Origin of the sequence: Salmonella sp. 741265116_PST (genome assembly GCF_046567715.1) — a bacterium.
GTDB classification, from domain to species: domain Bacteria; phylum Pseudomonadota; class Gammaproteobacteria; order Enterobacterales; family Enterobacteriaceae; genus Salmonella; species Salmonella enterica.
The window spans coordinates 182,025-201,832 of the sequence record NZ_JBKFPH010000003.1 but is presented as its reverse complement, the minus strand read 5'-3'; the positions used below and the strand labels follow the sequence as shown (position 1 = coordinate 201,832).

19 protein-coding genes and 3 pseudogenes are annotated in these 19,808 nt (G+C 49.1%); 9 read left to right on the top strand and 13 right to left on the bottom strand.

The genetic code is table 11. From position 1 onward, the window contains the following. Nucleotides 1–21: 21 nt before the first annotated feature. Nucleotides 22–195 carry a GhoT/OrtT family toxin gene (locus ACLD11_RS03745; protein ID WP_001522647.1) on the bottom strand — a complete coding sequence of 58 codons (174 nt, stop codon included), beginning with the start codon at nucleotides 193–195 and terminating at the stop codon, nucleotides 22–24. A 198-nt stretch (nucleotides 196–393) separates the two neighbouring features. Here ACLD11_RS03745 and yncL point away from each other — a divergent pair, with 198 nt between their 5' ends. Beyond that, entirely contained in the window at nucleotides 394–489 is a 96-nt protein-coding gene (yncL, locus tag ACLD11_RS03740) for a stress response membrane protein YncL (RefSeq protein ID WP_001103198.1), read from the top strand. 104 nt (nucleotides 490–593) lie between these two features. Here yncL and patD read toward each other — a convergent pair whose 3' ends face one another. From patD to ACLD11_RS03715, 5 genes are all read right to left on the bottom strand, one after another. Then, entirely contained in the window at nucleotides 594–2,039 is a 1,446-nt protein-coding gene (gene patD / locus ACLD11_RS03735) for an aminobutyraldehyde dehydrogenase (protein WP_411011315.1), read from the bottom strand. 114 nt (nucleotides 2,040–2,153) lie between these two features. Then, the gene (ycdR, locus tag ACLD11_RS03730; protein WP_183060397.1) at nucleotides 2,154–3,578 is read right to left on the bottom strand and encodes a GntR family transcriptional regulator YdcR; all 1,425 of its coding nucleotides are present in this window, start codon (nucleotides 3,576–3,578) and stop codon (nucleotides 2,154–2,156) included. A 135-nt stretch (nucleotides 3,579–3,713) separates the two neighbouring features. Next, entirely contained in the window at nucleotides 3,714–4,484 is a 771-nt protein-coding gene (locus ACLD11_RS03725; protein ID WP_411014547.1) for a M15 family metallopeptidase, read from the bottom strand. Between the two features lie 664 nt (nucleotides 4,485–5,148). After that, entirely contained in the window at nucleotides 5,149–5,526 is a 378-nt protein-coding gene (locus ACLD11_RS03720; RefSeq protein ID WP_183060401.1) for a D-alanyl-D-alanine dipeptidase, read from the bottom strand. Between the two features lie 567 nt (nucleotides 5,527–6,093). Then, nucleotides 6,094–6,576 (bottom strand): hypothetical protein, encoded by a 483-nt coding sequence (locus tag ACLD11_RS03715; protein WP_411011312.1) that lies wholly within the window; start codon nucleotides 6,574–6,576, stop codon nucleotides 6,094–6,096. A 37-nt stretch (nucleotides 6,577–6,613) separates the two neighbouring features. On the opposite strand from ACLD11_RS03715, the pseudogene ACLD11_RS03710 reads away from it, so the two are divergent. Both ACLD11_RS03710 and pipB read left to right on the top strand, forming a co-directional pair. Next, nucleotides 6,614–7,758 (top strand): annotated as a pseudogene (locus tag ACLD11_RS03710) (IS3 family transposase); the annotation flags it as partial. A gap of 103 nt (nucleotides 7,759–7,861) precedes the next feature. Beyond that, complete coding sequence (pipB, locus tag ACLD11_RS03705; protein WP_411014546.1) at nucleotides 7,862–8,710, top strand: SPI-2 type III secretion system effector PipB; 849 nt, start codon at nucleotides 7,862–7,864, stop codon at nucleotides 8,708–8,710. A gap of 368 nt (nucleotides 8,711–9,078) precedes the next feature. Here pipB and ACLD11_RS03700 read toward each other — a convergent pair whose 3' ends face one another. Next, nucleotides 9,079–9,363 (bottom strand): hypothetical protein, encoded by a 285-nt coding sequence (locus ACLD11_RS03700; RefSeq protein WP_411014545.1) that lies wholly within the window; start codon nucleotides 9,361–9,363, stop codon nucleotides 9,079–9,081. Between the two features lie 199 nt (nucleotides 9,364–9,562). On the opposite strand from ACLD11_RS03700, the gene ACLD11_RS03695 reads away from it, so the two are divergent. Beyond that, complete coding sequence (locus ACLD11_RS03695) at nucleotides 9,563–9,793, top strand: DUF2554 family protein (RefSeq protein ID WP_000956438.1); 231 nt, start codon at nucleotides 9,563–9,565, stop codon at nucleotides 9,791–9,793. Here ACLD11_RS03695 and ACLD11_RS03690 read toward each other — a convergent pair whose 3' ends face one another. Both ACLD11_RS03690 and ACLD11_RS03685 read right to left on the bottom strand, forming a co-directional pair. Further along, nucleotides 9,794–11,758: a peptidase U32 family protein gene (locus ACLD11_RS03690; RefSeq protein WP_001249745.1), complete on the bottom strand. Its 1,965-nt coding sequence runs from the start codon at nucleotides 11,756–11,758 to the stop codon at nucleotides 9,794–9,796. It lies immediately after the preceding gene. A 78-nt stretch (nucleotides 11,759–11,836) separates the two neighbouring features. Further along, a pseudogene (locus tag ACLD11_RS03685) lies at nucleotides 11,837–12,000 on the bottom strand (XRE family transcriptional regulator); the annotation flags it as partial. Nucleotides 12,001–12,018: 18 nt separating this feature from the next. On the opposite strand from ACLD11_RS03685, the pseudogene ACLD11_RS03680 reads away from it, so the two are divergent. Then, nucleotides 12,019–12,767, top strand: a pseudogene (locus tag ACLD11_RS03680) (benzoate/H(+) symporter BenE family transporter). A 53-nt stretch (nucleotides 12,768–12,820) separates the two neighbouring features. Here ACLD11_RS03680 and ACLD11_RS03675 read toward each other — a convergent pair. From ACLD11_RS03675 to tehA, 3 genes are all read right to left on the bottom strand, one after another. Beyond that, nucleotides 12,821–13,489, bottom strand: a complete 669-nt coding sequence (locus ACLD11_RS03675) for a DUF3313 domain-containing protein (protein ID WP_183060405.1) — start codon at nucleotides 13,487–13,489, stop codon at nucleotides 12,821–12,823. Between the two features lie 155 nt (nucleotides 13,490–13,644). After that, nucleotides 13,645–14,241, bottom strand: a complete 597-nt coding sequence (gene tehB, locus ACLD11_RS03670; protein WP_183060407.1) for a tellurite resistance methyltransferase TehB — start codon at nucleotides 14,239–14,241, stop codon at nucleotides 13,645–13,647. Next, nucleotides 14,228–15,241 carry a dicarboxylate transporter/tellurite-resistance protein TehA gene (tehA, locus tag ACLD11_RS03665; RefSeq protein ID WP_183060409.1) on the bottom strand — a complete coding sequence of 338 codons (1,014 nt, stop codon included), beginning with the start codon at nucleotides 15,239–15,241 and terminating at the stop codon, nucleotides 14,228–14,230. Before tehA ends, tehB begins: the two co-directional genes overlap by 14 nt. A gap of 106 nt (nucleotides 15,242–15,347) precedes the next feature. On the opposite strand from tehA, the gene ydcK reads away from it, so the two are divergent. After that, nucleotides 15,348–16,328, top strand: a complete 981-nt coding sequence (gene ydcK / locus ACLD11_RS03660; protein WP_411011307.1) for a YdcK family protein — start codon at nucleotides 15,348–15,350, stop codon at nucleotides 16,326–16,328. Here the strand turns inward: ydcK and rimL are convergent. Continuing rightward, on the bottom strand, nucleotides 16,325–16,864 hold the full coding sequence (gene rimL, locus ACLD11_RS03655; protein ID WP_000229295.1) for a 50S ribosomal protein L7/L12-serine acetyltransferase: 540 nt from the start codon (nucleotides 16,862–16,864) through the stop codon (nucleotides 16,325–16,327). The genes ydcK and rimL overlap by 4 nt on opposite strands. Before the next feature lie 216 nt (nucleotides 16,865–17,080). On the opposite strand from rimL, the gene ACLD11_RS03650 reads away from it, so the two are divergent. From ACLD11_RS03650 to sgcC, 3 genes are read left to right on the top strand one after another with little or no spacing between them, the layout of a single operon-like run. After that, entirely contained in the window at nucleotides 17,081–18,199 is a 1,119-nt protein-coding gene (locus ACLD11_RS03650; RefSeq protein ID WP_000144623.1) for a M42 family metallopeptidase, read from the top strand. Beyond that, the gene (gene sgcB / locus ACLD11_RS03645) at nucleotides 18,196–18,477 is read left to right on the top strand and encodes a PTS sugar transporter subunit IIB SgcB (protein ID WP_000976132.1); all 282 of its coding nucleotides are present in this window, start codon (nucleotides 18,196–18,198) and stop codon (nucleotides 18,475–18,477) included. Before ACLD11_RS03650 ends, sgcB begins: the two co-directional genes overlap by 4 nt. Nucleotides 18,478–18,487: 10 nt before the next feature. Next, complete coding sequence (sgcC, locus tag ACLD11_RS03640; RefSeq protein WP_000460835.1) at nucleotides 18,488–19,801, top strand: PTS sugar transporter subunit IIC SgcC; 1,314 nt, start codon at nucleotides 18,488–18,490, stop codon at nucleotides 19,799–19,801. The last annotated feature ends 7 nt before the right edge of the window (nucleotides 19,802–19,808 follow it).

Below are 19,808 nucleotides of genomic sequence, written 5' to 3'. Positions count from 1 at the left end.
TAACCTGTATCGGGCTTGAGGTCAGAAAAGCGAAAACAGCAATGCGACGGGGAAACTTATCGGCCATGTCGCGCCAACCAAAAAGGCGCTCAGGAAACGAATTCGTTTTTTGTCATGAGTCAAAAACCAGGTGATGAGAAATGATATCACCGCCATGACGGCGTAAAAAATTAATATCTTTTGAAAGAGGGTCATATCAGGCATCCGCGCCAACCAGAGGAAAAAACGCGCGCAATATGCTCTTTTTTTTTGACACACATCAAGGTTTGTCAGCCTTAACAGCAAAACGTTCTCAATGCACGGCTCCGCTCACAGAATATCCTGTTTACGTATTATTGCGGATCTCGCCAACCCGTACTATACCCATAGGGGTTATGATGAAAGGTGGCGAAAATGAATGTTTCCAGTAAAACCGTCGTGCTGATTAATGTCTTTGCTGCTGCAGGACTTTTGGGTCTGATCTCGTTGAGATTCGGCTGGTTTGCTTGAGGTGTTCAACCTTTGAGTACTTGCTGCGCATGTCGGCGGGGAGGTCCCCCTCTCCGCCGACACCCGCCTATTTTTTCACGATTTTTCTGAACAGTAAATGATCCTTAATGCTTAACCATGATGTGGCGGACAAGGGTGTAGTCTTCCAGACCATACAATGACATATCTTTGCCGTATCCCGACTGTTTTTGCCCTCCATGCGGCATCTCGCTAACCAACATGAAATGGGTATTAATCCAGGTACAGCCATACTGCAATCTGGCGCTAAGCCGGTGCGCCCGCCCGACGTCCTGAGTCCAGACGGAGGATGCCAGACCATAGCGAGAATCGTTGGCCCACCTCAGAACCTGATCTTCATCATCAAAGACGGTTATACTGACCACCGGGCCGAAGACCTCGCGTTGCACGATGGCATCGTCCTGTTTTGCGTCTGCCAGCAACGTCGGAGCGAAATAGTAACCTTTACCTTCCGTTTGACTTCCGCCAGTAATCACACGGATATGGCTAAGGGCCTTCGCCTCCTCTACTGCCGCTGTGACGCGCTTCAGGTGCGCCAGCGAACTTAACGGCCCCAGCTCTGTCGACTCATCCTCCGGCGCGCCCATTTTCAGGCTGCTCACCGCGTTCCCTAGCTTTTCGACCAGCGCATCATAGATACCGCGCTGCGCGTATATACGGCACGCCGCAGTACAATCTTGTCCGGCATTATAGAAACCGAAAGTCCGGACGCCCTGCGCCACCGCATCCAGATCGGCGTCATCAAAAACAATCACCGGGGCTTTACCACCGAGTTCCATATGCGTACGTTTTATCGCTGGCGCAGTATGGCGCAGAATATGCTCCCCGGTCGCGATAGAACCGGTTAAAGAGACCATGCGTACTTTTTCATGACCGGTCAATACATCGCCAACAGTCTGCCCTCGTCCGAACAGGACATTGAGCACCCCCGGCGGAAAGATATCCTTCGCCAGCGCGGCAAGTTTAAGCGCCGTCAGCGGCGTGATTTCAGAAGGCTTAATCACCACGCAGTTACCTGCCGCCAGCGCTGGTGCCAGCTTCCAGGCCGCCATCATGAGCGGATAATTCCACGGCGCGATAGAGGCAACCACGCCAATCGGGTCCCGGCGGATCATCGACGTATGTCCTTCCAGATATTCACCCGCCGCCAGTCCACTCAAACAACGGGCCGCGCCAGCAAAAAAGCGAAAGACATCCACGATTGCCGGAATTTCATCATTAATTACGCCGTGCAAAGGCTTACCGCAGTTTTGCGATTCAAGCCGGGCGAACTCAAGGGCGTTTTGCTCGATGCTGTCCGCCAGTTTTAACAGACATTCCGCCCGTGCTTTGGGTGTGGTCTGCCCCCATTCGGCAAACGCGCTATCGGCGGCCAGCACTGCGGCGTCAACCTGCGCGGGCGACGCTTCCGCAATCTCAAGTATGACCTCGCCTGTCGCCGGGTTATAAACAGACAGCCTTTCTCCCTCGCCGTCCACCAGCACGCCATTAATCAGTAATTGATATTGCATAGCATTTTCCCATATCGTCATTAATCGATTTCCGGCGAACAGGCCGCCGCTTTCCTAAAAATAGACGGCGCGCCAGATGCTCACCCGGCACACTCGGGAAATTTAGCCAGGTTGTGAGCTGACACGCATTCCACCTCACACAAGGCTTTTAGCGCGCAGCATCTCGCGAATCAGGCTGCCAAGCTGTTTTACGGCCTGTTCTTCCCGTTCTCCCCAATGCCATGCGGTGTTAAAACGAAAGAAACGCGTCCAGGCGCCGGACGTTGAAAACATTTTCCCTGGCGCGATACTGATAAGGTGTTCAAGGGCTTTGGCGCTAAGTTCGCCAGCATCAAGCTGCTCAGGTAGCTCCAGCCAAAGAAAATAACCGCTATCGTTATGGTGAATTTTTACTTCCGCCGGGAGATGGCGCAAAAGGGTTTGCCAGGCTTGCTGTTTACGTTCGGCAAGCTGCCTTCGCAATCGGCGCAGATGCGCGTCATATCGACGTGTCGAGAGATAATCCACTAACGCCAATTGCATGGGGGAACTGGTGGATAATGTGCTCATTAACTGCAAACGCTGAATTTGTCTGGCATGGCTTCCTCCCGCAACCCAGCCGATGCGAAAACCGGGAACCAGACATTTGGAAAAAGACGAACAATGCAACACGGTGTCGTCGCGATCCCATGCTTTGGCAGGCAGAGGCTTCTCGCGGCCAAAGTAGAGTTCGCTATAAACATCGTCTTCTATTAGCGTCACGTTATAGTGCGTGAGTAACGCAACCAGCCGCGCTTTTTTCTCAGCACTCAGCGTGAACCCTAATGGATTCTGGCTGTTGGTCATTAACCAACACGCTTTCACCGGATATTCCTGTAACGCCTGTTCCAGCGCCATAAGATCGATACCTTCTTTGACATCGGTGGATATCGACAACGCTTTCAGGCGCAATCGCTCCAGGGCCTGTAGCGCACCGTAGAAACAGGGGTTCTCCACCACCACCCAGTCCCCCGGCGCCGTCACCGCCTGTAAACTAAGATTCAACGCTTCCAGCGCGCCGGCGGTAATGACAATCTCGTCAGGAGAAACGGTAATCCCCTGCTGCGCGTAACGGCGTGCTATCGCATAGCGCAATTCTGCATTACCTGGCGGCAAGTTTTCGATGACGCTCATTGCCGTCGCGGTTTTACTGACCTGCGCCAGAGAGCGATTCAATTGCGGCAAGGGAAACAGACGCGGATCGGGAAACGCTGAAGCAAAGGGCACCACTGAGGTATCACGGCTGGCCTGCAGCATCTCAAAAATATAGGTATTGATATCTACGACTTCATCCCGAATAACGTATGCTGCCGTCGCGACTGACCGACAAACCGGATGCGGCGCGACATAATAACCGGATTGCGGACGGGCGATAATCCGTCCCTGACTTTCCAGCAACTGGTACGCATGACCGACAGTCATAAAACTCATACCGCTACTGGCGACCTGCTCCCTCAGCGAGGGTAATCGATCGCCGGGTTGCCAAACGCCAGAGGCGATTTGTTCTCTAATTTGCTCCGCCAGACGTTGATATTTTTTCATTATTTGTTCTCATTGAGCGCTGCTTGCAGGTGGCAACCGCAGTGTATATCAGTTGTTAAAATTAACAACAATTTGCTAACTGTTATGGTGCTTTCCAACAGGCGTAATGATTAGATTTCGCCACAAAACGCCGTTTCAGGGTCTCTGCTTAACGGGAAAGTCAAACCGGGTGTTCGGGTATGGTTCATGAGTAAGGGAGAAGTGCCACCATTCAGTATCCAGTGGCGTAAAGCCCGCATCACGCATCAATGTTTGTAATAACAACCTATTTGCGCGTTGCTGAGCGGTAAGCATGACATTATCGGGATGGGATAACGGACTAAAACAGTCAAAGCCGGTACCAAAATCCAGACTATTATCTGGCGAGCGTTGCGCCGCTGACACAGTACAATTCACCAGTGGTCGTTCGGGATGGTATATCGGTATCTTACTGTCGAGTGGAACAATCGTTAGATCAAGCGTACTTCCCCGGCTGTGGCTGGATTTGGCAACAAGATAACCTTCCTCAAACAGACGATTTTTCTCTACCTGCGGATAAAATTCGTTCTTCATTTGGTTTTGAGAAGGATCTTTGGCCCACGCGATAAAGTCGTTCACTGCGCTTTGCGGACGATAGCAATCATATATTTTTAAGGTAAGTCCGAAGGGGTGTAAACGATCGGCGACCTGCTTCACTGCGTTCGCGGCTGGTCGTGTTAACAGGCAAACAGGCGCGTTATAGCCTTTAATTGAGCGGCCAATAAAGTTATGGGAAGTGAAGTATCGCATGTCTACCTGTACGTCGGGGGCGACCGTAGTAATGTCGACAACGTCTTTTGGCTGTTGGAGATCAATATGGCTTTCAGTTGACATTGCCTGAACGGACAACAGGCTGAACAAGAGGAAAGAAGATACGCATTTTACCATATGTTACACCTCGCGAGAGTCACAGGGGTGATTATGTATTTGAGCAGGGAAACATTAGCGGACAGCGCTTAAACCGATGGTTAAAATAAGCATCTTTTTCATTACGTAATAATATGAGTTCGTATCGGTAGTTACAGGATAAATGCATCAATACTTTTCCTGCATAATATTAAACTTTTCCTGCATAATATTAACGGACTGATAAACTAGCCATAAAAAAGCGCCACGTTTTGCTGATGATTATCGCCAGTCGGCCAGAACTGTGTTTACGCCTGGCTCGACTGGCTACAATAACTAATTAAAGGCAAAAGCTATAGGCAAATAGTATCCAGGTCTGCCCACTGCATACCTCCATACAGACATCCGGTGGATGCCCTTGTTCTGTACAAACCCACGCCATCGCTGGTGTTGAAAAACTGTAGCGAATAATATTAAAACAGATGCCAGAACGATAGATTTCGCTCGTTTCATCGAGCCTCCAGCAAATTTAAAAGGTCATTTTCATTACTGGATACCATACTTCCGTATAAAGCATATAAGAAATACTCAGTTTTGATAAAAAGATCACCACATCATTGATAGCGTGTTGATATTCATCACCAGCATAAAATCCTTTTGCAATATTGTGTAGGAGTCTCACCTACGCGTTGATACGTTTAAGTTGTTATGAGCCATACCTTCTTGTTAGGCGATGAACCTGTCTTATCCCTTTGTTTACAGTACATCCCAACATAAAAACAAAACCAGCTATAACACCGTAATGCCATGTACATAACTTAAGCGTACTCCATAATACAATCGAGACATGGTTTAACTTCTCGGTGGTTGCAATAGCCTGTATGATAGCCGTAGGGTTGAAGAGCAAAACGCCCAGCAATAAGATTCCCAAAACAATAATCGCAACCAACTGAAAAAGCAGCCATCCGATCGCGAAACGGCACAATAGCAGCAATAAAAACCGCAAAGGATTATTTATCAAATCTGATTCCAGCACATCCCAAAGTGGCGTTTTTCTAGGCGTATAGTTGTCTGACTTCCTCATAATTAGACACCTCATCGGTTTTAATATTTATCATCAGTTAGCTAGCTGATTAAATACAGCCAGCTAATACTTACCATTAAAACTATCAAAATTCATAGCTAAATTATAAAGTTGTTTTTAAACTCATATCACCATCCTCTCCGGAATTGGCATGGCACCTGCATCCCTTACCTACATGATATCCTTGTTAATCTAATAATACATTCAGCATTATTTTTCGCAGGGCGATATACATATTGGTTTAGTAAAGGTTTACTTTTAGGAGAAATAGTATCGAGGAGAATTAATGTGTATAGAAGTTATAAATAGATGCTTGAGGGGCTGTAACAAACAATAATGTTGTTAATACTTACCAGAAAAAACATATATACCCTTCATACTTCAAGTTGCTTATGTGTTGGCTACGCTCGTTCACCCCAGTCACATAGTTATCTATGCTCTTGGGGACTCACTCCCTTGCCGCCTTTAAGCAACTCGAATTATTTTGGGTATAAACCAAGCCGTTGAATGGAACTCTGAAAATATCGATACGTTTCGCTATTCCTGGCATCAATGATGTACACAATCCTACAGATAGATAGGATCTTTTAGTTTGTAACCGACAAGTGATGAGTTATTCAATGACATTATGATATCATTTTTAATAAATTCAGAAATATCAGCAATTTTTTCATCTGTACCTACCGCTCGAAAAGTCTCAACGCGATAACCAGCAACTGTTACATCAAATGTGTCATAGTCGGTAACATTCATTAAAATACGGATTTTTTCGGCTTTTGGATGATGAGGATCGTCATCTGTTATTGTGTATAAATCGAAATAAGCAATATTGTCTGGCACTGTTACGATTTCTGCAGGACTACAACGCGCATTTCCATTCGTTATGTAAACGTAGGGATGTTTATCGCCAACAGCATCACACCAATTACCAGAAGGCAATTTGAGTGACCTGACATATGTATCAATTACTTTTTCCATATAACAGACTTTATCCAGGCATGCTTGCTTACATTCTGTTGCTAACTGAATCGCCACAGGTTTAACAGACACCTCGGAGTCATTTAAAATGACTTAAAGAGAGGTGCCCATGAGCGGTACACGTTATCCCGAAGAGTTTAAAATTGAAGCAGTCAAACAGGTCATTGATCGCGGTCATTCTGTTTCCAGCGTTGCAACACGTCTCGATATCACCACCCACAGCCTTTACGCCTGGATAAAGAAGTACGGTCCAGATTCTTCCACTAATAAAGAACAGTCAGATGCTCAGGCCGAGATCCGCCGTCTCCAGAAAGAGCTGAAGCGGGTTACTGACGAACGGGACATATTAAAAAAGCCGCGGCGTACTTCGCAAAGTAGTCCGACTGAGGTACGCCTTTATTCGTGACAACTCCCGTTGCTGGCCTGTTCGTCTGCTCTGCAGGGTGCTGAATATCCATCCCAGTGGCTTTTACGCCTGGTTTAAGCAACCGTATTCTCAGCGCCACCAGGTAGATCTGAGACTGACGGGACAGATCAAACAGTTCTGGCTGGAGTCCGGTTGCGTTTATGGTTATCGCAAGATCCATCTGGACTTGCGGGATAGCGGGCAACAGTGCGGAGTCAACAGAGTCTGGCGACTGATGAATCGTGCCGGGATAAAGGCTCACGTCGGGTACCGCAGCCCGCGGGCACGCAAAGGCGAGGCCAGTATCGTATCGCCCAACAGGCTCCAGCGACAGTTCAATCCGGATGCTCCGGATGAGCGTTGCGTAACGGGCATAACCTACATCAGGACTCACGAAGACTGGTTGTATCTGGCCGTGGTTGTTGACCTGTTCTCACGCAAAATTATCGGCTGGTCAATGCAATCCCGTATGACAAAGGACATTGCCCTGAACGCACTGCTGATGGCTGTATGGCGGCGTAATCCGCAAAGACCGGTGCTTGGTTCACTCGGACCAGGGCAGTCAGTACACAAGCCATGAGTGGCAGTCGTTCCTGAAATCACACGGCCTGGAAGGGAGTATGAGCCGTCGCGGTAACTGTCACGATAACGCGGTTGCAGAAAGCTTTTTCCAGTTACTGAAACGCGAGCGGATAAAGAAAAAGATCTACGGAACGCGGGAAGAAGCCCGCAGCAATATTTTTGATTACAGCGAAATGTTTTATAACAGTAAGCGTCGGCATGGTTCGAGCAATCAGATGTCACCGACGGAATATGAAAATCAATATTATCAACGGCTCAGAAGTGTCTGGATTATCCGTGGCGATTCAAAATACAAAAATCACCCTATATCTTTTTTTGATATTCCTTACATAATGTGGCTTGACTCACACCCATCTATAAGGAATAAAAATGCCAATAACTAACAACACGTCCCCAGAAAATATATTAAAATATTTAAATGCGGCCAGTACTGGTACGAAAGAAGCGATGAGAAATTCAACTTCACCACGCGGTATACTGGAATGGATTGTCAATTTTTTTACCTGTGGTGGAGTGAGGAGAAGCAACGAAAGATGCTTTCAGGAGGTAGTGGAAAAGCTGACTTCAGCGTTATTACATGTAAATAAAGATGATTTTTATAGTGGTGCCAAAATATTTATGGAGGATATCAACGGGTGTACTATATGCCTGTCATGTGTCACAGCCCCTGAATATGAAAATAAAGCCCCCATGGTCACTATAGAAGTGAGTAAAGATGGAAAAACGATAACAGGTGAATTTGATGGTAATAAATTTTGGAGTGTCTGTCAAATGTTAAAACTGATTCGTAAATATAATATATACCAGGAGGATTCACTTTTAACCGAGGAAGGTAAGCTTAACCTACGTGGAGTATACCTGGCTTATAAAGATTTACAGAATGAAAATTTTGAAAATACAGATGCATCCTTTGCATCTTTCTATGGTTCAGATCTTTCTGGCGTAAATTTTACTGGCGCAAAACTACAGGGCGCAACAATGGCTTACACAAGCCTAGTTGATGCAAATCTGACAGATGCAGACATGACCGACGCTAACATATTCTGTGCAGACTTAACTGGTACTGTTCTATGCAACACAACGCTAACAGGTGCTAATCTAAAGGGTACAAAGGGATTACCCGAAGCTGGCCTGCCAGATGTTCAACATCGTCCTGGCCCCCAGGATAACACGAATGAAACGCCGCCCTCTCTTTTGCCAGCTTCAGATTGGTTGTGATAGCCGTGACTTCTGGATCACGCCATATTAATAAAAATATCCCTTGTAAAGGATTTTATAGCAAGGAGTATTCAACTAAGAGAATACTCCTTGTTTTTTATTAAAAAAATTACCGACATCTGAATTTCATTATAAAAATGAACATATAATCTATCCTTAGTGAAAAAGTCATTAACCACTGCAACCAGGGGTGATGCATCCCAGATGGGGGATATCACATCGTCATGATGGTAATTAATTGAATATAAATTGGTTTTATTGAGAACATCACGCTGAATAGCGTGATGTTTCTCTCAAATTGAGCATGATACTATGCATTAAGCAATAAGATCTGGAGTTCCTTCCTAAAGCTTTTCCTACTGGTTTCGCTATTTACATTCATTCGTTATTGAGAATTTTACTTCATCAGGAATAAGCATATTAAAATTATCGAAAGGTGTAGAGTCTATCATTTTCAATGTTAAATAATTATGATTATAAATTAATTTACCCTCGCCACTTCCGCCAAACGATATGATTCCAAATTCATTATCAATGGAACCATCGATTATTGAATTGTTTTTATCGCAATCAATCCTGCTTCCATTCGCATTAATAAAACAATAAGTTCCTGATAATTTTCCATTATCCTCATGGAGGATAAGATCATACATAGATGAATTGCCTTCATTTTTCCAACACCCAGTGATATCATTGCAATAATGAACGAATTTAATCACTGACCCGGCTACGTGTTCTCATACAACTTATCGCACTTATTGACAAACCGTTTTCGCTAATTTGAAGTGTTGAATAATAACTCAAAGAAATTATTGGCATCATAGCCTCACGACGTAACTGGAAGGTGGCATGATGCTTACAAAAACGTTATCAGTAGTTTTACTGACCTGTGCGCTGTTTTCAGGCCAGTTACTGGCGAAACAGCAAGACCACGCATTCGTATGGTTTGCGACGGGAGGGCACCAGCTTAGACACGAAGCCGACAGTGATGAATTACGGGCGGCAGCGGAAGAATCCGCGGAAGGCTTGCGCGAGCACCACAACTGGCAGAAATCGCGCAAACCAGAGAGCTATTTTCGTTAATTAAACGCCCCTACGCTTCGGCAGCGTTTTCATCAGCGCTTCAGGGCTCACTGAAGCGACAACGCTGCCGGGCTGGGGCATTTTTAAGATGTGGTTTTTAATTTTGCCAATGACATGCATTTCGCAAGGGCGGCAGTCGAATTTTAGCGTCAGTACCTCATCGCCATGCACCAACTGCATCGGCGTGGCTTTCCAGCTCTTAATATTTCCTTTCGCCTGCTTTGGACAAAGGTTGAACGCAAAACGCAGGCAGTGTTTGGTGATCATGACCGGTACCTCGCCCTTCTCCTGATGCGCCTCATAGGCCGCATCAATCAATTGTACGCCGTAACGGTGATAAAATTCCCGTGCTTTGTGGTTGTAGACATTAGCGAGAAAGCTGAGATGCGTTTGCGGATAGACCGGCGCAGGCTGCGCCACGGGTTTCCGACGACCTCGTTGATAATGGGCCAGCCGCGCCGCGTCAAGCATATCAATCGCCTCCCGACGGAACTGATTGAGCAGGCTATTTGGCACGAACAACGCCGCCGGTAATGTCACCTGCATATCACGCGCGTAGTAAGGCGTCTGTCCCAGCTTCGCCAGTCCGGCTTTTAGGTTATTCAACGCTTTTTCAGAGTTGTTGGCTTCCTCAAATACCCCGTCAAGCGTATGCGTGATGCAGACACCGTCTTCACTGGTCAGCGTCAGAATAAGCTGTTCCTGCCAGCCGCCCAGCATGATATCAACCGCCACACGGCGCTCACTGGAGGTTTTTGTCAGCGCTTGCTGCCAGTTATGGTCCAGATTACGATTCAACGGATGATGCGGACGGACTTTATGCAGGTCGGCAGGCATATCATTTGGCCAAACGCGGTAGCGGTTATGACCGGTTTTCTCCACCGTATTGGCGCGAAAACCCACCACTTCACGCTTAATCAACACGTTCAGACCATCGCCATTCGCCAACGGCTCCGTCGCTTCTACGTCGAGATAATCCTTCGCCACATTCAGCACCTCGCCTACCGGCAAGCCAATAAATTTTGGTGAATCAAATGCGCCAATATCACCTTTACGCGCGTTAACAAAATAGTCGGTGCTGCCGCGATGGAAGGTTTTTTCCGTGGAGGGAACAAAAAAATGCTCGGTCCGACCAACCGATGCACGCGCCAGATCGCCACGTTGCTCGATAATCGCGTCCAGCATCTGACGATAATGCGCGGTGATGTTTTTGACATAGCTCATGTCTTTATAGCGCCCTTCAATCTTGAAGGAACGTACGCCTGCATCGATCAACGCGCCGAGGTTAGCCGTTTGGTCGTTATCTTTCATCGATAGCAAATGTTTTTCGTAAGAGACCACCCGCCCCTGATCGTCTTTTAACGTATACGGTAAGCGACAGGCTTGCGAACAGTCGCCCCGATTGGCGCTGCGCCCGGTTTGCGCATGAGAGATATAACACTGCCCAGAATAAGCGACACACAGCGCGCCATGAATGAAGAACTCAATCGTGGCGTCAGTAGCCTGATGAATAGCCGCTATCTGACTCAAATTAAGCTCGCGCGCCAGTACAATCTGTGAAAAACCGACATCGGCAAGAAACTTCGCTTTTTCCACGCTGCGAATATCACACTGTGTACTGGCGTGAAGCTCAATCGGCGGGATATCCAGTTCCAGAATGCCCATATCCTGCACAATCAGCGCATCCACCCCGGTGTCGTACAAATCGGTGATTAACCGCTGCGCGGGCTCCAGCTCATCATCATGCAGGATAGTATTCAGCGTGACAAAAATCCTGGCGCCGTAACGATGGGCAAACGGGACCAAATCGGCGATATCGCGCAGACTGTTACTGGCGTTATGACGCGCGCCAAAACCGGGTCCGCCGATGTAGACGGCATCTGCGCCATGCAAAATCGCTTCGCGAGCAATTGCGGCGTCACGGGCCGGACTTAACAATTCGAGATAGTGAGGTTGCTGGCGCATACAGTCTTTCTTATCCAATAGCAGCGAAATGGCGGCTATTGTAGTCAGAAGCGCAAACTAACGAAATAGTTTTCCCGCTTAATCACGCGGGTAATGGATCAGCGAGTGAAAATGAACCGTATGGTCACTGCTGTTGCGATAGGTATGCGCCGTATCGCCGGCAAAACGCAAACCTTTACCGGCGTCTATGGTTTGCCATACCCCACCAGTACGTCCAGCCGACCCTGAATCACCACCACATTAACGCACAAGAGGCGATCATGCGTCTGTTATCACTGCCATTACCTACTGTATTATCGGGTCTGGTCGCCGTTCTGGTCGGCTATGCAAGTTCAGCCGCCATTATCTGGCAGGCGGCGCTTGCCGCTGGCGCAACAGCCGCAGAGATCGCCGGCTGGATGACCGCCCTCGGTATAGCAATGGGCATAAGCACACTAACGTTAACCTTGTGGTATCGTGCGCCGGTTTTAACCGCCAGGTCAACGCCTGGCGCCGCTCTGTTGGTAACAGGGCTTCAGGGATTATCGTTGCCAGACACCGTGGGCATATTCATTGTCGCCAATGCCCTGATTGTGCTGTGCGGCGTCACGGGATTGTTTGCGCGTTTGATGCGGATAATCCCCCATTCTCTTGCCGCCGCAATGCTGGCGGGAATACTGCTACGCTTCGGCCTGCAGGCGTTCGGGATGCTCAACGGAGAGTTTGTCATGTGCGGCGGTATGCTATTGGCGTGGCTACTCTTTAAAGTATTCGCGCCTCGCTATGCCGTTATTGCTGCCATGGTCATGGGGATAACGGAGGCGCTCATCCAGGGTAAGGGGCGATTAGCGGTAGCCTGTATCAGGCGCTTACTCACGAAAGTGAGCGTGACGCGGCAGTTATCGCATTTCTCGTCACCGCCAGCGGGCTAACGCTGATGGGCATCGGATCGGCATTCTGGGGGTTGATCGCTGGCGGGATAGGCTACGCAGTATTAACGAGAACGCGCCGCCCATCGTTGTCTGGCTGATGGCGACCGCTAATCTGCCGGGGTTTGCGCCATCTTGCGATGGCGCCGCAGAATTATTTTTTGTTAACGTCAAACATAGAGGTATCCGTCGCCATATCATCCACGACCTGTTTCAACGTTTCAAACGCCATTGGCGTACTGGAATTGCTCAGGTCTTGACCTTCACCCTGGCGCACTACCTTGACGACCGGCTTGTTGGTCGCGGCATCTATCAGCTCACCCTCAAAATAAAGGTGGGTATCCATGGTTCGGTGGCCCGTCGCCATTTGCGTGCCCGCCACAATCAGCGCTACAGGGATCACCTCATAGAATTGCAGCCCTTCTTTGCTGGTATCCACGCCCGTAATCGCTCCGCGGAAAATCAAACTGCGCGGCCCTGGCGTCGTGACCAGCGGTTTGCGCTGTTCAATTGCTGATTTTACTTTAGTGTTCGTATAAGCCAGCAGTTTATCAAGAACTTGCTGCCCGACCTGGGTCGTTGGCTTGGGGACGGGATAATATGTTATCGGATTGTAAACAATATTATCATAGTTAGAGTCATTGAAATGTGGATCTACCCAGCGCAACACCGGTTTCCCCGTGGCGGAGGTAGCTTCCTTCAGGTCCGAATAATTTTTTAAGAATCCAGAATACTTATCCGGCTGTGTGACTTTGGACGCACAGCCGGATAACGCCAGCAAACCAGTAAGCACTGCAACTTTAAATAAAGTATGAGTACGCATGAAACGATCCCTTTAGTCTTCGCAATGATGCAAAGGAAATAATAGCAAAACGAAATCATTCTGGATGCACTAAAAATGGTAACGACAGCACAATTTGAACGCGGCGCCCGACAAAAAAATGCCGAACGCTGCGAGACTTACAGAACTTGCATCGCTCAGGCCGTTTTTCTCGCCAGCATTGTAGCAAAGCGCAGTTTGATACGGTTGCCGTTTTCGTCCGTGCGGTGAAGCTCGCCGACATCTTCGTTGTATTTCAGCATGTCCCATCCTTCGTAATAGCGGCGTAATTCGCCTTCTTTAAAAGCGAACGGGAATCCCACCGTACAGGGAAAGTCCGGCGTATCCATTGCCGCAACAATCAAATTATACCCCCCGGGTTTTGTGCAGCGTTGCATATTGGCAATTAAACCGGGAATGGTTTGCGCCTCAAGAAACATCATAACCACCGTCGAGAGAATAAAATCGTACTCGCCGTCAAAGGTCAATGTATTCAGATCGACAATGTCGGTTTGCAGATTGTCCAGCCCTTCTGCCGCTTTAATACGCTCAAGGTTAGCCATACTGGCCGGATTTTTATCCCACGCGGTAACGTCATAATCGTTCGCGGCCAGATACAGACTATTGCGACCATTGCCGCATCCCAAATCCAGCGTTCGGCCTGGCGCGACAACCTTTGCCGCCGCCAGCACATCCGAATGCGTGCGGGTTAATCCGTATTTCTCAGTAAAGTAATTTTCGTCACGAACGGTCATTTTTTTCCTCCGTTTTCAACAGTGCAGCGCGCTCAGTGCGAATAAGCAACGTCCCCTGCACCAGCAATAGAAATGTACGAACCAGCAATAAGGCGATAATAGCGTTAGTGAAAATAAACAGCGGGACGGCCAGAATATGGAAAAGCCCTGATTCACTACCGTGACCAAGATGTAACCCCGTGGTCGCCAGCGCGGAAACGCCGAACGAAAAACTCCAGAAGGAAGCATTAAACGGTTGTGATAAATACCAGGGCATTAATCGCAGCATAAATAAAAGTTGTAACAGACCGTAGCCGAATAGCATTTTCGCCAGCGTGTCGCCCTCCCCGCCATTGACGCTCAGCCAGGCGCTACAGGCGACCAGCGCGGGCGCCAGTTGGATACCCAGCGACGTACGCAGCACCGCCGGTAATTCGCCGCAGCTACGCAGTCGCTGCAAAATAACCGGTTCCAGACTTAACCACGAAAAAACGCCTGCGCCTAAAAACACCAGTCCGGCATCATTGTAACCGAGCGCTCCACAGGCCATAGCGCTGATAAAATTATTCGCTACCGTGGGCAAATAAAGCCCTGGGGTTGTGGCTTCTTCCGGATGCGCTCCGCGCCAAAGTCCCGCCGTCTGCCAGGCGGCATACGCCAGTTGTATGACGACCCCCACGCTGAATAACGCAACGGCCAACGGGCGATACCAGGGGACGAAGCCGATCGCGACCAGCATTGTGGTGGCGGGAAACAGGCTGACAAAACTGCTCATTACCGGATGTCGCACTTCAGCCATCACGCTATGGGGAAAGCGCACCAGACGGCTAAGGAACGCCAGGGTCAAGAGTCCCCAAATAATCATCGCCAGGATCACCATGATGTCGCCGGGCCAGTGGCTTATTGCCCATATCTGGCTGGCATAACGCCAGGCGAATCCCATACCGATAGTGCCAAGGACGATGCCAAAATAGCCCGCAGGCAGATTGAGCACGCGATCGCTCTGCTTGTGATTACGCATTTTGTTTAATTTATAAAGTATATTTGAAATGCATTTTATGGAATTTCTGGTTGTTTCGCCAGTACCTTTGCTACGGTTATCTTAATCGTTCACACGGAATTTCCCTATGACCAAATATCGACTGAGTGAAGAACCTCGTGCTTTTACTTATCAGGTAGACGGTGAGAAGAAAAGCGTCTTATTACGACAAGTTATTGCCGTAACGGATTTTAACGATGTTAAAGCCGGAACCTCCGGCGGCTGGGTTGATGCCGATAATGTGCTGTCACAACAGGGGAATTGCTGGATTTATGATGAAAACGCGATGGCCTTTGCGGGCACGGAAATTACGGGTAATGCGCGTATCACGCAGCCGTGCACGCTCTACAATAACGTGCGAATAGGCGATAACGTCTGGATTGATCGCGCTGATATCAGCGATGGCGCACGAATAAGTGACGACGTCACTATTCAGTCCTCTTCCGTGCGCGGAGAGTGTGCGATTTATGGTGATGCCCGCGTGTTAAACCAGTCCGAAATTCTCGCCATTCAGGGACTAACGCATGAACATGCGCAGATTTTACAAATTTACGATCGCGCCACCCTGAACCATTCGCGGATTGTCCATCAGGTACAGCTTTATGGCGACGCCACTATCACACACGCTTTTATTGAGCACCGGGCGGAGGTCTTTGATTTCGCGCTCATCGAAGGCAACAAAGACAATAATGTCTGGATCTGTGACTGCGCCAAAGTCTATGGCCATGCGCGGGTTATCGCCGGCACAGAGGAAGATGCGATCCCTACCCTTCGCTACAGCTCGCAGGTAGCGGAACATGCGTTAATCGAAGGCAACTGTGTGTTAAAACATCATGTGCTGGTAGGCGGACATGCTGAGGTACGCGGAGGCCCGATTTTACTGGACGACCGCGTGCTGATTGAAGGCCATGCCTGTATACAGGGCGAAATTCTGATTGAGCACCAGGTCGAGATTAGCGGACGGGCGGCGGTGATAGCCTTTGACGGCAATACTATTCACCTGCGCGGCCCAAAAGTGATCAATGGCGAGGATCGTATTACGCGTACCCCCTTAGTCGGTTCCCTTTAATCCGCATCAATAATGCGGGCATACATATTAACGTCGTGATAGTCGCCGTTAAGATACTCCGCCTGCTTCATACAGCCTTCCAGCGTAAAATGGTTGCGCCGTGCGACTGCGTTACTGGCCTGATTATCAACGCGGCATTTAATGACGAAGCGCCGAATATCGCCGCGCCGGGCATAATGTGTCATCAGCGCCTGTAATGATTGCGACATTATCCCTTGTCCCTGGAGGGACTCATCCAGCCAGTAACCGATATAGGCGGCTTTGTTTACCGGTTCGATGGCATTAAATGAGAGTACGCCCGCCATCTCATTCTGGCAGAAAATCAGGTACATTTTGGCGTAACCACGCTGGTGCAACAGTATATTACCCTGCACATGCTTACGCGTTTCCTCCTGCGACGTGACATATTGCGGCCAGTCGAGCGACTGTTGTAGCCACGCTTTGTTTTTGAGTACCAGTTGGTGCAGCGCCGGAACATGACTTTCATCTGCCGCTTGCAGTTCCAGCGTCGTGCTAACAGGAATAATTTCCACCATCGCGTTGCCCTTCTTCGTTGTTGGTCGTAATCACATAAATAGCCTGGTTTACCGATAACCCGCAGGTGATATGAGCGTTTTTATTGTATCGCCATCACATTATTTTTTATTGGCCATATTTAGCGTATTTCCGCGTGACACATTTCACACTTATCCAACCATTCTCCGCCTATAAAACGCTCAACGACTGATTGTTTTATCACCACGGAGATGCCAATGACCTTTTCTGTGCAGGAAACGCTTTTTTCTTTACTGCGGCTAAACGGGATTTCAGGACATGAAAGCAGTATTGCAAACGTTATGCAGCACGCGTTCGAACAGCAGGCCAAAGACGTCTGGCGGGATCGCTTAGGCAATGTTGTCGCCCGTTATGGCAGCGATAAATCCGACGCGCTTCGCCTGATGATTTTTGCGCATATGGATGAAGTGGGTTTTATGGTACGCAAGATCGAACCCTCCGGTTTTTTACGTTTTGAACGCGTGGGCGGCCCGGCGCAAATTACTATGCCCGGTTCGATTGTGACGCTTGCCGGACGTTCAGGCGATATCATGGGCTGTATCGGTATTAAAGCATATCACTTCGCGAAGGGTGACGAGCGCACCCAGCCACCCGCGCTCGATAAACTCTGGATTGATATCGGCGCAAAAGATAAAGCGGATGCCGAACGAATGGGTATTCAGGTGGGGACGCCAGTAACCCTTTACAACCCGCCGCACTGTCTGGGCAACGACCTGGTATGCAGTAAGGCGCTGGATGACAGGCTGGGGTGTACGGCGCTACTGGGCGTCGCCGAGGCCCTCGCCTCCACACCGCTCGATATCGCGGTATTCCTGGTCGCGTCGGTACAGGAAGAGTTCAATATTCGCGGCATTATTCCCGTTTTACGACGCGTGCGCCCCGACCTGGCGATTGGTATTGATATCACCCCATCCTGCGACACGCCTGACCTGCAGGATTACTCAGATGTGCGGGTCAACCACGGCGTCGGCATCACCTGTCTGAACTATCACGGACGCGGTACGTTGGCGGGACTGATTACGCCGCCGCGTTTGCTGCGGATGCTGGAGACCACCGCGCACGAAAATAATATTCCCGTACAGAGAGAAGTCGCGCCAGGCGTCATCACCGAAACCGGCTACATTCAGGTTGAACTGGACGGTATTCCCTGCGCCAGTCTTTCTATTCCCTGCCGCTATACCCACTCGCCAGCCGAAGTCGCCAGCCTGCGCGACCTGGCTGATTGTATCCGTTTACTGACTGCGCTGGCTAACATGTCGCCAGAACAGTTTCCCATTGAGCCTGAAACAGGCGCTACACAAGAGGCACGACCATGATGAAGAAGATCCTTGTGGCATGTGGTACCGGCATGTCGACATCCACCATGATTGCACAAAAACTGCAGGACTTTCTTGCGGAGCAAGGCATTGCGGCAACCACGGCGCAATGTTGTCTGAATGAGATCCCGTTGAACTGTAACGGTATGGATCTCATCGTAACGTCCATGCGTACGCACAGTGACTATGGCATCCCGACGCTCAACGGCGCCGCCCTGCTGACAGGCATCAACGACGACGCATTAAAACAAGAAATCAAGGCGCTGTTAACACAATAAAGGGGGCATTATGTTTGATTACATCCTGTCTCTCGGCGGCACCGTTTTTGTGCCCATCATTATGATTATCATCGGCTTAATCTTTCGTATTCCCTGGCTGCAGGCAGTGAAAGCCGGGGTGACGGTCGGCATCGGTTTTGTCGGCATGGGGTTGGTGATCGTCATGGCGATCGACAGTCTCAGTCCGCCGATTAAAGTGATGATTGAGCGTTTTGGCCTGACGCTGCATGTGTTTGACGTCGGCGCCGGGCCCGCGTCCGGCGTCGGCTATGCGACGGCCATCGGCGCGATGATCATTCCCGTTATCTTTCTGCTCAACGTCGGTATGTTGGTGACTCGTCTGACCAAAACCATGAACGTTGATATTTATAACTACTGGCACTACGCCATTACCGGAACGGTCGTCCAGTTGATGACCGGCAGTCTGATTTATGGCGTACTGGGCGCGATTTGTCACGCCGCCTTGTCGTTGAAAATGGCCGACTGGACGGCGAAACGAGTACAGAACATTGTGGGTCTGGAAGGGATTTCTATTCCGCAAGGGTATGGCTCCAGTTCCGTGCCGTTGTTCGTATTGCTGGATGCGATATACGAAAAAATACCGTTTATGAAAGGACGCAATATTGACGCTCAGGAGATCCAAAAACGGTATGGGATGGTCGGCGACCCGGTGATCATTGGCGTTGTTCTCGGACTGATCTTCGGACTTGCCGCAGGCGAAGGCTTTAAAGGGTGCGCAACCTTAATGATTACCGTGGCGGCGATTATGGTGCTGTTTCCGCGCATGATTCGCCTTATCGTTGAGGGATTAATGCCCATTTCCGACGGCGCGCGTAAGTTCTTCCAGAAACACTTTAAAGGGCGCGAAGTCTTTATCGGTCTGGATACCGCAGTGACGTTAGGCCACCCGACCACCATCGCGGTTGGACTGCTGTTAATTCCCATCATGTTAATTCTGGCGAGCATACTGCCGGGCAATAAAGTCCTGCCGTTGGCTGATTTACCGGTTGCGCCGTTTTTTATCTGCATGGCCACGGTTATTCATCGCGGCGATCTGATTCGTACTCTGCTCAGCGGCATCATTGTCATGATTACCGTTTTGCTGATCGCCACCCAGTTCGCACCGTACTTTACCGATATGGCGCTCAAAGGCGGCTTTAGTTTCGCCGCTGAAAACGCGCAAATTACTGCGCTGTCGGTGGGAAACATGTTTGGCTGGTCAATATCTGAATTGATGTCGCTGGGCATGATTGGCGTGGTTATTGTGGTCGGCATTGTCGCCAGCATCATACTTGTCTTACGTAAACGTGAACTACCGGAATAAGGAGCAA